6 protein-coding genes are annotated in these 14,863 nt (G+C 40.6%); 1 reads left to right on the top strand and 5 read right to left on the bottom strand.

The window, feature by feature from the left end:
- Positions 1-17: 17 nt before the first annotated feature.
- The 4 genes from P0Y49_00520 to P0Y49_00505 form a co-directional block, all read right to left on the bottom strand.
- Positions 18-1,502, bottom strand: coding sequence for a RagB/SusD family nutrient uptake outer membrane protein (locus tag P0Y49_00520; GenBank protein WEK19638.1), 1,485 nt, complete (start codon positions 1,500-1,502; stop codon positions 18-20).
- A 19-nt stretch (positions 1,503-1,521) separates the two neighbouring features.
- Complete coding sequence (locus P0Y49_00515; protein ID WEK19637.1) at positions 1,522-4,602, bottom strand: TonB-dependent receptor; 3,081 nt, start codon at positions 4,600-4,602, stop codon at positions 1,522-1,524.
- 53 nt (positions 4,603-4,655) lie between these two features.
- Positions 4,656-7,067: a hypothetical protein gene (locus P0Y49_00510; GenBank protein WEK19636.1), complete on the bottom strand. Its 2,412-nt coding sequence runs from the start codon at positions 7,065-7,067 to the stop codon at positions 4,656-4,658.
- Between the two features lie 82 nt (positions 7,068-7,149).
- Positions 7,150-11,256, bottom strand: coding sequence for a two-component regulator propeller domain-containing protein (locus P0Y49_00505; GenBank protein ID WEK19635.1), 4,107 nt, complete (start codon positions 11,254-11,256; stop codon positions 7,150-7,152).
- Positions 11,257-11,546: 290 nt separating this feature from the next.
- On the opposite strand from P0Y49_00505, the gene P0Y49_00500 reads away from it, so the two are divergent.
- Positions 11,547-13,325, top strand: a complete 1,779-nt coding sequence (locus tag P0Y49_00500) for an aminopeptidase family protein P (GenBank protein ID WEK19634.1) — start codon at positions 11,547-11,549, stop codon at positions 13,323-13,325.
- A 184-nt stretch (positions 13,326-13,509) separates the two neighbouring features.
- Here the strand turns inward: P0Y49_00500 and P0Y49_00495 are convergent, their stop codons facing one another.
- Positions 13,510-14,739: a hypothetical protein gene (locus P0Y49_00495; GenBank protein ID WEK19633.1), complete on the bottom strand. Its 1,230-nt coding sequence runs from the start codon at positions 14,737-14,739 to the stop codon at positions 13,510-13,512.
- Positions 14,740-14,863: the final 124 nt, after the last annotated feature.

The following is a 14,863-nucleotide window of genomic DNA, read 5'->3' as shown; positions in this document are numbered from 1 at the left end:
ATATCCTTCTTAATGAATTAATAATTAGGGTTCTGAGTAATTGTACCACCGGAATTAGAAACTTCTCCCTGAGGAATGGGATACAAATAATTGTAATCCTGAAAGTTCTTGCCTAAAGCCGATAAAACCTGTTTTGCCATTTTCCATCTTTTCAAATCAAGAAAGCGTTGTCCCTCAAAACCAAGTTCAACCCTTCGCTCATGAATCAACCAGTTCTTGATTTGGGCTTTGTCGGTAGATACCGGACGATCTGGTAATGTCCCGGCTGGAGGAGTACCACCAGTGGCAATTACCGTATTTCGCGCACGGGCTCTGATTCGATTAATCAGTATAATTGCGTCTCCCGTACTTCCGGTTTCATTTAAAGCCTCAGCTTTCCACAACAACACATCTGCCCAACGAATGTATATTTTGTTGCCGGGTGCATCTTCATTTCCTTTATGAGTGCCATTTAATGTACCCAGAATTTTATTGACATTATGATCAGGAACATTTACAGTATACAAAAGTCGTGGGTCATTGGTTTCAAATTCGGCTAAGAAATTAGCGGTAGGCGCAATAAACCCCCAATCCAATAAAGCACAAAGACCATTTCCTGCGGGTGGAGTTTTGCCCGACTGATGATCAAAAGCAAAAATCACTTCCTTGTCCGTAAATTCGCTCTCCACCCTAAAGTTGTCGAAATAATTGGTGTTTAAGTCATAGAAGTTAAGCGTTTCCATCTCATTGATGATTGAAACTACATCAGCCCATTTTTGATTATACAACGCCACTTTAGCCTGCAAAGCCATAACAGCGCCTTTAGAAGCCCGCCATCTTTCTGAATCAGAAGAAAATTTGCTATTCGGCAGGAGGCCTTTTGCATTGGTAAGATCAGAACTTATTTGTGCCCATACATTCTCTGCACTCTCCCTTTTAGCTACGGCATAAGCATCCTGGAAGTTTTTAAGTGGCTTTAACAACAGCGGAACACCACCAAAATTATTGACCAGGTCAAAATAGTAAAAGGCTCTTAAAAAATAAACCTCTCCCAAAAGCCTCACCCTAAGCGCTTCATTCAGTCCAACTTTAGCCACTACATCCATATCCGTTAAATAGCTAATCGCCAAATTTGCCCTTGTAATCCCTTCATAATCATAGCTCCACTGACCATTAAAGGCTGCATTCCCGGGGGTAAAATTAAAACTGGCAATATCATCCATCCAGGGTTGATCCCCATCAGGGTTCCATTTTTTTTGCACATCACCCGATGCCATATCTTGTAAAACAAAGTCATTACGTGTTACGGTACCATCATCCCAACGCCAATTCCCAAGAATATTCAAAGTACTGGAAAGCAATTGATAGGAAGAGGAAACGGAATAAGTTACAGTACTCAATTTGGGGTCGGTATTGATTTGATCCGGTGTTAATTCCCCTATTGGTTCTTTATATAACTCCTTCTTGCAGCTGGCTCCTACTAAAATCAGTAAGATTGCCAATATTTTATAGATCGATTTCATTATCACATTCTTTAAATAGTTAAAACTTAACATTTACGCCAAATAGAAATGCCCTGGATTGCGGGTAAGTCCCCTGATCCATTAGATTGGTACTTTCGTTGGTAGATTCGGGATCTAACCCTGTGTACTTCGTAATGGTAAAGAGATTTTGAGCAGAGGCGTAAATGCGCAGCCCTTTAACTCCGATCACGTTAAAAAACGCCGGATTAAATGAATACCCCAATTCCACATTCTTAAGGCGCAAATAAGAAGCATCCTCTACAAAAAGGCTGGACGCTTTACTACTGCCATTGTCATTAAAGGTAGTACGAGGCATGGTATTGCTCGTTCCTTCGCCATGCCAGGCCTCCAGAACCCGGGTACTGTGATTAAAGGGACGTGTATCAAAATCGGTAATCTTTTTCAAGTCGTTGTATTTATCAACGCCTTGCACCCCCTGAAAGAAAATGGAAAGGTCAAAACCTTTAAAGCTACCGCCCACATTTAAGCCATAAGAGAATTTAGGAATCGAATTCCCCAGATAGGTCTGGTCATCATCGGTTATTCTTCCATCCCCATTCAAATCGGCGAACTTCACGTCACCCGGTTTAACAGCATCCAGCGGGTTTGGCGTACCAAATAAATAATTAATTATTTCAGCCTCATTTTGGTAAATTCCAATCATCTTCCGGCCATAAAACGAGTTGATTGGCCTTGTTCCCAAACCCGGGAAATTAGGATCCAGCATCGCGACATTCTTCACCGTTGCCATATTGGCATCTATATGATATTTAAAAGCATTTGCATTATTTTTAAAACCCAGCGTAAACTCAAATCCTTTATTGGTGACTTCACCTGCGTTTACAATCGTTGGAAGCACATCTCCCGCAATTTTAGGTAAGAAGACGGGCAATAAAATACCTGTAGTTTTTTTCATAAAGTAATCTGCCGAAAAGCTAAACTTGTCATTCAAAAAACCAACATCAAAACCGACATCGTTTTGCGTTGTGGTTTCCCATTTCAAATCCGGATTTCCATAGCGTTTTACCACATACTTATCCCCATCCTTTTTAAGGGTAGTCAGATAAGCGAAGTCATCTATCTCCTGGTTACCCAACTTTCCGCTGCTAACTCTGAGTTTTAAATTTGATATCCAATCGACACTTTTCATAAAGCGTTCCTGAGAAATAATCCATGCGGCAGAAACGGAAGGGAAGTATCCCCATCTGTTGTTTGGACCGAAACGGGAGGAACCGTCTGCTCTTAAATTACCAGTAAGCACATAGCGGCTATCATAAATATATGTTGCCGAACCAAAGAAGGATAAAAGTGCCCACTCCGATGCAGAACCTCCATTCCAAAGGTCGTTCACTACCGTGCCATCTGCTAAAGTAGTTGATGTAGAGCCATAATCAATATACTGAAAGGTTGAGCGGTCATACGCGTACCTTGTTCTTGAAGCGGATATCCCGGACGCATAATTTGAAATATACTCGCTTCCCACCAATGCACTGATTTCATGTTTATCGATTTTTTTATGATAATTCAAGGTATTGTTCCATGTGAAAGTGAACGACTGAGCCCGCTCTTCTGCCAATTGATTTGGGCGATTTTGACGACCTAAGCCAGCATCGACAGAATTTCCGCCACCATCAGGGTCTCCAAAGTTTTTAAAGAATGCTTTATTATGACTCATATTTAAATCAACCCCTATCATTGTCCTGAACTTAAGCTCCTTATCGCGTAGAAAGGAATACTCTCCAAAAAAACTACCAAAGGTTTTATAATTTGATCTTTTGTCGTTAGCATACTTTGCCAATGCAATCGGATTGGCGCTAAACTCATAGTGGTTAGCATCGCTATTCCATGGCGTAGTATAAAAAGGCAAATCAGTAAAAGGATCGTCCGGATTATAGGTAGGATCAGTTACACTTTTATAAACCGGAATGATTGGCGGCCTGATCATGGCATGGCGCATAATTCCAGGTGCATCGCCCTCAGAAGAAAGTTTGTCCTGAATGGTATAAGAAAGCTGTAAATTGGTACCTATTGCCAGGCGGTTTGTTAAATTGGCATTGATATTTGTCCTGAAGTCTATGCGTTGAAATTGGTCATTATCATAGATTACAATTCCATTTTGCTTGTAATAGGCACCCGAAATCAGATACTGCACCTTTTCACTGCCACCGCTTGCTGTTAACTGTGAATTTTGCGAGTGTCCCAATACAAATAATTCATCTAACCAATTCGTATTCGCAAAATCTGCCCGCCCTTTATCTTTTGTATATGGATTCTGACCTGTAAAATTTGAATTGTTCCAGGCCTCCTCCATTTTATCCATGTATTGAGTGGCATTCAGCATTTTTGGCAGATTCACAGCCTGCTGGATGCCATTGTAATAATTAACATCCAATTTACTGGTTCCGATTACCCCCATTTTGGTCGTAATGACAACCACTCCCGCAGCAGCTCTGGAACCATACATAGCCGCCGAGGATGCATCCTTTAACACGGTCAGTGTTTTTATATCTGCAGGATTCAAAAAAGTAATGTCCCTTGATGGAATTCCATCCACGATAAACAATGGATTGTTATCACCATTAGTAGTTACACCACGAATTCGAATACTGATGGGATCGCCCGGAGCACCAGTACTTTGGGTAACCTGAACCCCTGCCACCTGTCCCTGCAATACCTGAGCCACATCAGCCACACGTCGCTTTTCTGCATCTTCCATATTCAACGTACCAACTGCACCGGAAATAATTGATTTACGTTGCGTGGTATACCCCATGATCACTACTTCATTTAAATCAGAAGCCAGTGGTTTCAGTGCGGTATTTAAAGCGCCCGCACCATCATAAGGGAGTGTTAAAGAAGTATACCCCACATAACTGAACACCAATGACTTTGCACCATCATGTAAGGTAAGCACATACTTTCCATTGGCATCAGTAGCTGTTTTGTTCTGCGTATTCAATTGCTGAACAATAACACCCGGAAAAGGCTGATTATTTTCGTCTCTAACCGTTCCAGACACCTTAGTCTGAGCGTGGAGGCTTTGGCTTGAAAATGCTATAACTAGCAAGATGAGCCACACATGGTTGATTTTTACTTTCATTTGGTTAGAATTTGTAAAAGTTTAATTCATTAAAAATTATTTCATCAATTCAATTATTTGCTATAATCAGGATCCATATCCGGTGTTCGAAGTCCCGCAACTTCATTGGCCATCAGGAGAAACACATTCCAGCACAAGCCCTGGGTGGATGGCCACCAGGAAGCTGTTGTTGTCCATTTTGTGGGGATAAACTCCTTGCTAAAGGGCCACTTTGGATTTAAATTAATTTCTGCCCAAACCCGGTTCTCCATCAGTTTCGGAGCTTTTTTCCAACCGTGTTTAAGGCCTGCTACATAAGCGCAATATTCGCCCCTCAACCAACTGCCCCCGTTATAATAAAAACCATCGCTTTTACCATCGGCATAATTAGCTGCACCAAATTCGGCGAATGGCTGATAATCAGCGCTCAGATAAGCATACCCTTGCTTATCATTGGTTAACCTTACACATATTGGCGCTGTGGTTCCGTATTCAGGATGTGGGGCATTGGCAACTTTATTGAGCAAAGGCATTTGTTCCAGGTGGTTAATCACCATCTCATCTGTCAGCAACGGCCGGTTAAACAACCATAGCGAATAGAATTCCGGTTCCAGATCGGTAAGACTGATGATATCAGGATAATTACGATCAAACAACAGGTGCTTCCTTTTCGGATCATAAAATTTTCGGTATTCCTGCTCCGCTTTTTGGATATAAGACTCTTCTATTGGGAAGCCCAGTTCTTTGATGGTTCTTAATGCAATGGCCAGCATCCCCTGATTTACTGCCAGGCGGTCGGTTTTTGGCTTATAATCCACGATATCAACCTGGCTCATAGAAAAATGTGAACGGCATATTCCATCCTTGCCTCCATCAAATTCATTCAAGACATAATCAACAGCCTTTCTGATCTTATCTTCCGGCGGCGTAACGTTAAATCTTCTTTTATTCAGCATCGCCCAGATCAACCATTCTATAGTCGCCTCATTATCTTTGGCCTCCACAGAGCCCATATAAGGTGTGATGATCGTACCTATCCCCCCTTTTGGAGTTTGGGTTTTAGCCCATTGATCCCAAATACTTAGGTTCAAAGTCTTGTTATATGTGGCAACAATAGAAAAAAAGGAGTCCCGGTTATACATGTCCGGCGAATAATTCATGTTCGGCACATTAAAAGGCTTAAAGTCATTCACCCCATTAATCCAGGTCAGCATATTCATATTGCCGTACAACATTTTTTCTATCTGCGATCCTCTAAAGCCCATGCCTTCAGCCAGTCGGGTTTGCGAAGAAAGCATAAACGCATGGTGATCTTTCCAGGGCTCAACAAACAGGTAACTTGTTTTTTCCGCAGCTTCTCCCATAGGAAGCACATTGTAAGGCTCGGAAGCCGGCTGATGTGCTACAATTTGCAGGTCTTTGATTTGCAGCTTACTTGCTTTATTAGCCGGTGTGCCTATAAAAAGTGAAACGCTATCATCTTGTATATAAGGCACCAGAATGCTCCCCTTAAACAAGATCCAGTCGTTTTCTTTAACCTTAAAATTGTCAATATACTTCAAGCCATGCTCCAGCTCTATCGTCTTTTTCCCGTTCTTAACTCTAAATAATTTTAAGGCTAAAGCGGTATCCCCTTTACACATAAAGGAGATGGTGTAAACCTGCTGCCCTTTTAAGGGGACAATCATTTCCATACCGCTTTGTGCTGAAGGTATACTGGTGACTACCGTTTCTTTTCCTGCATCCAGGTTATACATTTCGCCGAATGTCATCTGCACATAATCATGATCCGCAGCTTGTTCCGCAAGGGTGGCTACAGAGAGCAGTTGCGGGTCGGGTAGTTTACGCATGCCTACAAAACCTCCCCCACGACCACTAAATCTACGGCGGGTAGTACGCGTATATTGATTTTTATATCCCGCATCCACCAAAAAGCCAACCAGCGTATTGTTATGGTCCACATAGCCCAGGGCAGGAAACATTTCGTGTGCAAAGCCTCCCGGGAAATGATCATACTCAAAGCTTACGTACTTAGCCGGTTTTTCGGCAGGTACAAATTTCTCCTTCAAAGTATAGTACATCAACGGCATTCCCGGCTGAAACAACTGGATGGTTTTCTTAACTACATGCTTATTGATCACCTTATAAGTTACCGCTACATGGAGATTTACATCAAATTCGGGTATATAGCTTGCTCTTGTTAAGGTAATGGTGCTGTCATTGCCGCTCCATTGTCTGCCCTTCCAGCCCGATATTAAGACCTCTTCGCTTAAGTCTGTATTGGAGATCAAGAGAGAGAATTCATCCTCATTATTTAAGACCTGTCGCTCAGCATCGAAAAGACCAACCTTAAATCCATTGACCGTATCCCCTAAAGCTTTTAGATGTAACCTTTGTCCGGAAGCATTAAAGTTCCAGGACAAAAAAGTAAAGAGTATTAACGTGAAAGTTACCGGAGAAAAACGGCTTGATAATTTACGGTTCATCGTCTGACTATTTGGTTATCACAAATTTATGCCGGACTCGCTCTGAACTAGTGCACTATAATTACATTTTAGTTCACTATAGTTACAAAGTAGTTGGATTCTCTTCGTATTGCTGCTGCCGATACTCATTTGGCGCGCAATGGTAAATCTTTTTAAACTCTCTGAAGAAATAAGATTTATTGTTGAAACCGGTGCGGTAAAAAATTTCAGAAACGGTATACTGTGAGGCAATCAGCATATCTGCGGCATGCTTTAAACGGATCCTTTTGATGAACTCTGCAGGTGTCATTCCGGCCAGCGATTTTAATCTGCGATACAATTGCATTTTACTGATCGCTAATGCATCTTCTATGGTCGAAGCATTCAGTTCAGGCTCATTTAAATTATTTTCAATCACCTTTAGCAGGCTTTCCAGAAATTTCTTATCCGTATCTGCAATATCAGCATCCATAAACTGGTTGGTAATATGCTGATCTTTAATCAAGCTTTGCATTCTGGCCCGGTAGTCTAACAACTTACGAATCCTCACATGGAGGTAATTGATCTGAAAAGGTTTAGGAATATAGGCATCGGCACCCAGTTCATAACCTTCCGCTTTATTGTCTTCAGAGCCCCTTGCCGATAAAATTACAAAAGGAATCTGCGCCCATGCTGGCGTTTGTTTCACTACCCGGCAGAGCTCTAGCCCATTCATATCGGGCATCATCACATCGCTGATGATCAAGGCTGGCAGTGTTTTCTGTAAAAAAGCCTGCGCTTCCACACCCGTACCCGCCTCGTAGATTACATACTGATCTTTCAATACGTTTTTAATCAGGTACCGGAGCTCTGGTTCATCCTCGACCAATAAAATACTGGGCTTATCCGACTGCTGCAGGTCATCAATCAGGCTATTTTTATTTTCTGCTTCCGCAGTACTCATTTCTGGTTGCTCATAAACCTGCACCAATGATTCATACAATGCAGAGGGAGCAGAGGTAATGACCTTTGCATCCTTACCTTCAACCGTGGCCAGCTGTAGCTTTACCCTAAAATCTATCCAGTCATTTTGTAGACTAACCTTAATATCTGCCCCCATCAAAGTAGCCAGTTCTTTCGTAAAGGCCAGACCTATACCTGTACTAAACTTTTCTGTTTGCTGCTCATTGCTGACATAGAACTTATTGAAGATTTGTTCCAAATGTTCCGCTTTCAGGGTACAACCAGAATTGGAAACACTCACGCTCAGGATGCTTTCTGCTGGATCGAAGGTCACTTCAAACTTAATCGTTTCATCGCGCCCCACGTGCTTAAAGGCATTAGACAAGAGGTTAAACTGAACCTTTTCAAACTTATCCTTATCAATAAAACCCGCAATTCCCTCCTGAATCGTTCTGATATATTTTTGATTGTTTTTGTTGCTGGCAGGGACAAACAGTTCAGAAAGACTATCCAACATCTTGCTGATGTCGACATAATCATCATGCTTTTTCAGGTAACCGGCCTCCGCCTTCCTAAACTCCAGCAGCTGTTGCACCAGGTAGGTTAACCGGGCTGTGTGCTGATGGACAATAGAAATAAAATAGTTGTGCTCTTTATTTTTGAGCAATTCTACAGAACCCATTATCATTGTTAATGGTGTCTGGATTTCGTGTGCAATATTGGTAAAGAAATTTAAACGCTGTTGATGTTCTTCCTCATCCTTTTCACGTAACAAATGCTCCATCTGCAATTGGTATTTCATCTGCAGTTTGTTTTTACGGTATACGTGAAAAGCATAGCCAGATGCCCCGAACACCAAAAGGTAAGCAAATAAGGCCGGGTAGGTTAGCCAAAAGTATTGCTCAACATGCAATTTAAATACACTTATTCCGGCTGTCCAAACGCCTTCCCCATTGCTCCACCTCACCTGAAGCGTATAATTACCCGGCGGTATGTTGTTGTATAGAATTGTACCCACGGCCCCCGAATAGTTCCATGTCTTATCCAGGCCCACCAGTCGGTATGCAAGTTCATTCTTAGCTTCATTCAAAAAGCTCATTGGCTTCAGACTTAACTGGAAGAAATTGCTTTTACGCGCCAGCGTATATTCAGGAATTTCTGATCGGGTAGTTTTTATCACCTCCAACCTATTTTCATCCAGATTTTTACCGCCCATCTGGATTCCAGAGATCAGTAAATTGGGTTGCTGTTTATTACCTGTAATCCGTTCGGGAACAAAATAATTAAAGCCATAAATCCCCCCAAAAAAGAGCAAGCCCTGGGACGATTTCCAAACTGCACCGTCACTAAACTCATTACTTTGTAAGCCATCACTCTCCCTAAAGTTGGCCACGGCACCATTATCGGGGTTTAACCGAGCCAGGCCCCTATTCGTGCTGATCCAAATACTTCCGGAATTTGCACCCTCAATAGCGTGAATGGTATTATTTGGCAAGCCCTCATTCATCGTAAAGCGCTTAAATATGGGCTTGCCTTTTAAAGACTCTTCATAGCTCAACATATTTAAACCGTAACTGGTCCCTATCCATAACCTTTTTTGTGCATCCCTATATAAGGATAGCACGTCATTATTAGAAAGGCCGTTTGGTGAGGAAACCGCTTTGAAGGTTTTAAACCGGCCGGTCTTCTTATTCAGCATACTTAATCCCCCATACCTGCAAGCGATCCAAAGGTTCTCCTCATCACCATTGCTCAAGGCGTAAATAATATCATTAGCAGGCCCATTTGCTGTCCCAGAAAGATATTGACGGAAGTATTTTACGCTTAAGACACCCTGGTTATTTTGGGTTAATTTTAAATGAATAAGCCCACTTCCGCTGGTCCCCAGCCACAAAGAGCTATCTCTATCCTGTAAAATAGCATATACAGAGCCAAATGCAGGTAATGCCGCTGTGCCCAAAACATCAGACCAGCTCAGGCTACGCTTTGTTATCAAGTCATAAATCCCTATTCCACTTCCATCTGTACCTATGTAGACATAAGGTTCAATGCCTTTTTTTAAAGCATAAACGGAATTATTTTCAAGTCCATTGGTTGTATTTAGGCCCTCTTTGGAAGGCTGTAACGCAAAACGAGCTAAGAAATCATTTAAGATCACAATCCCCCTGCCTTTGGTTCCTACCCATAAATTTCCATCTACCTCGGCAAAAGCCCTGACAGGCTTATTTAAGTCATTGAGGTTATTCTTATTGACCAATCCAAAGTAATTGATCTTTGGATAAATCTTAATCAATCCATTACCATCAGTTCCAATCCACAATACGCCATCTTTTGCAGATTCAATTGTAGTTACCCTTGTATTGGCCAATTGTTTTACCTCTTGCTCCATCAGCGCAGCCGGCTTAAAGTTTTGATCGAACACCCCAATCCCCTGCCCGTCCCAGGCGATGATATAATTGGATTGGTAATACTTCATGGATTTAATACTTCCCGGCGAGCTACCTACTTTTTGGAGCACAAACTGACGCTCGTCCACAGTCCACAAATTTCCTTCGTCATCAGTAAAGAAAATCCTATTGTTTACAGGAAAAAAATTGCTGATCAGACTTTGATGTTTTATTTTTTTGACCAGACTTAATCCTGATGGATTGGTTTTGCAGGCCATCAATGTCCCATCATTCTGAAGAAACCACATCAATCCACCTTCAGTACTTTCCATTTTTACAACCTGGTTGTTCCCCACCGGGGAAGAGATCCGCTTAAATTGGTTTGCAGCTCTATCAAACCGGCTTAAACCATAGGTTTTACTATAGCAAAAAACAGTTCCATCTTTAGCTACTGCCAGTTCATACTCCTTTTCAGCGATACTTCTTTTTGTAGCCTGATTATAAAAATATGGAAAAAACTTACCTGTAACTTTTTCAAAACGGGTAATCCCACCAATGGTACTGATCCAGATATTTGCGCTTTTATCTTCCTTAATGTCCTGTATCACATTATTCCCAATGCTACCGTTGGGGTTTTCGCTATTGTAATTAAAAACCCTGAAGTCTGTTCCATCATACATATTTAAGCCATCCCAGGTACCAACCCATAACAGCTGGTCTTTATCCTGAAAAACCACATTTACAGCGCTGTTCGACAAACCATTTCGGTTATCAAATTGCTGGAAGTAAAACTGTATGGGACCCTGACGCTCGAAGGCATGACTGATGTTTGCCGTAATGATTAAAAGAACCGTGAAATAAAACTTACAAAGGCACTTCATCGATAAAATTATGGAAAGGGGTTCGCTACTCCAATATACGATTAAATTGCAAAGATTAATCGTAACTATCGCTTAGCCTCTTCAAGCAAAATATCTTCTTTATCAAATCAATAAAAAATCTTCCAAATTCTCCGGTGTATATTTCTCTTAATCATTTTGGATTCAGATTCTTTAAAAACATAATATTTCGGGATTCAAATCCAAAAAAAACATGTAAAAATGGATTTCGCAAATGCAAAAGAATAAATTCATAGCTTTGCATATATACTTATTGCATAAAAAAACTGACTATGACTTATCAGGAAAAACTAGCGCAAATACGGCATCAAATGAAGGCCGATAACGTACAGGCTTACATTATTCCATCTGCCGACCCTCATATTAGTGAGTACTTGCCGAAACATTATAAGTGCATCCCTTTCACATCCGGTTTTAGGGGATCAGCAGGAACATTAGTGATTACTCATGATCATGCGGGTTTGTGGACCGACTTCCGCTATTTTGAGCAAGCCGTTGATGAACTAAAGGATAGTGGCTTTGAGTTGATGAAGCAAAAAGTTCAACACGCCCCGGAATATATTCAGTGGTTAGTTGAAAAGTTAGATAAGGGTGGTGTAGTGGCTGCTGATGATAAATTATTATCTATTTTGCTGGGTGATCTGCTTACTCAACAGTTCGCTGTTAAAGAAATTAGTCTGACCAGCAAAGATTATTTAAGCCCTATCTGGGAAAACCGCCCGCCATTACCTTCAGAAAAAGCATTTCTAATTGACGATAAGCACATCGGTCAGTCTGTCAAATCTAAACTGGCACAGGTAAGAACTACTTTAAAAAAACAGGGCGCAAGCCATCACCTGATCTCCTCTCTGGACGACCTGGCATGGCTGTTTAACATCCGCGGAAAAGATGTTAACTATAATCCTGTTGTATTAAGTTTCGCGCTGATCAACCAGGATCATGCGACTCTATATATGGATGTAGATAAACTTAGCCACGAAGAAAAAGAAAACCTATTGAATAATGGTGTTGAGGTATTGCCTTATGCAGCTATTGAGCAGGCCATCTCAAATATTCCAGCCAATAGTTCAATCTTTATAGATCCAAAAAGAAATTGCTTTGCCTTTTATAAATTAATTCCTGCTTCTGTTAGGATTATCAAAGACACCAATCCTACAACAAACTTAAAGGCTGTTAAAAATGAGACTGAGTTAGCCAATACCAGAGCAGCAATGCTTAAAGATGGAGTAGCCATTACCCGTTTCTTAAAATGGCTTTCAGAAAACATCGGAAAAACAACGATTACAGAACTTTCTGCCGCTGCTGAACTACGTAAGTTTAGAGAACAACAAGAAGGTTTTATAGGGGATAGCTTTAACACCATCAGCGCTTATAAAGCACACGGAGCCTTACCACATTATGCTGCATCAGCAGAAAGCAATGTTGAAGTAAAAGCGGAAGGCTTATTCCTGGTAGATTCAGGAGGTCAGTACTTTTATGGAACAACCGATATCACCCGTACCATCCCTATGGGAAACAATACAGAAGAGGAAAGTACGGATTATACTTTGGTCTTAAAGGGTATGATTGATGGTTGTAAAGTACGTTTCCCTAAAGGTACTTGCGGTTATCAGATTGATGCCATCACAAGAAAGCCATTATGGGATTACGCCATTAATTACGGACATGGAACAGGCCACGGTGTGGGTTATTTCTTAAATGTACATGAAGGACCTCAGGTGTTTAACCCTACTGCTAACCCTGTAGCGGTTGAATTGGGGATGATCACTTCTGTTGAACCTGGCGTTTACCGTCCGGGCAAACACGGTATTCGCATAGAAAATCTGGTAAATACCATCGCCGATGTAAGCAATGAATTTAATGAGTTCTATGCTTTTGAAGCTTTAACCATCGCGCCTATAAGCACTAAAATTGTAAAGAAAGAATTGCTGGAGCAATCACAAATTGATTGGTTAAACGGCTACAATGCTTTAGTATTTGAAAAACTAAGTCCATTATTGAATGCGGATGAAACAGCCTGGTTGAAGGCAGAAACAGCACAAATTAAGTAATCTGCTCCAGGGCTGCATTAATTCCGAAGAAAAACAGGGAAGAAAGTTAGGCCTTATCCTAGACACTGAATTTATATTCACAACAAGGAAAGCAGCATATATTATGCTAAGTATATTCCGCTTTTCTTGTTGTGATAGTTTATCTGTTTCATCCTTCATTTGGTTAAAAACTACGGCATCTTGATTATGGTATCGTCACCAACCGCTTCCATAATATCTTACCATTATTGTTTACCAACTGTATTTGATATTTTCCACTAGGTAAAGCTGTCGCACCCCTCTTGACTCCAGCTGTTATTCTAAATTGATCAACAGGAATTCCATTGTCATCTTCGTATTTAAAAACCTGCAATAAATTTCCTGCATCACTTTCTTTCAAGTCAATCATATTAATTTTAGTACCTGTCTTTTGCAGCATGTAATCACTACGCCCAAACCTATTTTCAGGGGTAGGCCAAGCTACAAGCAGATCATAATTGCCTTTTCTGTCTGCCTCTGAAACATCTGGTAAATTTAAACTATCCAAAACTACAAAAGGCATACCCGTAGATTTCAAGGCTAGGGATCTATCAAGTCTCGCAGTAAACTCCTCATCGTGCAACACGCTCTGGTTGATAGTTAATGGATCAATACCCGATATCACTTTGAAATATTCAGCCATATACATCCCTTTATTAGTTGTAGCCTGCTCCCATATATGTGCAACACCAGCATGCACAAGAATTTTGGCTTGTGGATCTTTCACGATTATTTGGTATAAATTTCTAGCTTGAAGTAATTCTCTCATGTTCCGTCTATGACTGGAAAAATTAGGATTCTCTGGAGTATTATCTTCACTTTCATAGGCAATCAGTTGAAAACCTAGCCTAAGCGCCTCTCTAATTAGATTTGCCATATTTGGTTCATTAGCGTAAATTGATGATTTATCTCGCTTAAGACTAATAGTATCTCCAGGTGTTAAAGCCTCTAACGCCAAGTATCTATATCCAATATCATAGAATTGTTGAAGCAAATTGTAAGTTAGAATCCGGTGTTTGGGGATATAGTGATTTTCATTAATCATCACTACTCTTCGGCCTTTTGCCAGATTAATGATATATGGTATTGCAGGAGTAAAGCTTACTTTATGATTCTTCAACAGGGAATTGTCATCATTAAATTTATATGGATAATCTTCACCAATAAATGAGCTAAATAAGTTTATGGCCTGGTCGTAACTAGAGGTCGATAAATTTCCAGCGTCGGACGTATGGGACTCATCATATTTTTTTTTAAGTACCTTAATGGTATCAATTGCCTTTAGATAATGATTTTGCTTTATACAATTCAAACCTAAATCATAGACGTTAATTGCCTGGGCGAAACTACTTACAGCATAAAACACAAAAAATGTAGACAAAAAGATTTTATTCATAGATATTATTCAATAAGATTCGAAGTAATTTGTTCATAATACTCACGATAAGTATCTTAACAACAAGTTAAAAAACAAATCCCAAATTATTTTTTAATAAAAAAGCAATTACTCCTTTTTTCTT

The sequence above is a fragment of the Candidatus Pedobacter colombiensis genome (genome assembly GCA_029202485.1).
GTDB lineage: Bacteria > Bacteroidota > Bacteroidia > Sphingobacteriales > Sphingobacteriaceae > Pedobacter > Pedobacter colombiensis.
This window is presented reverse-complemented; position numbering and strand designations above follow the sequence as displayed.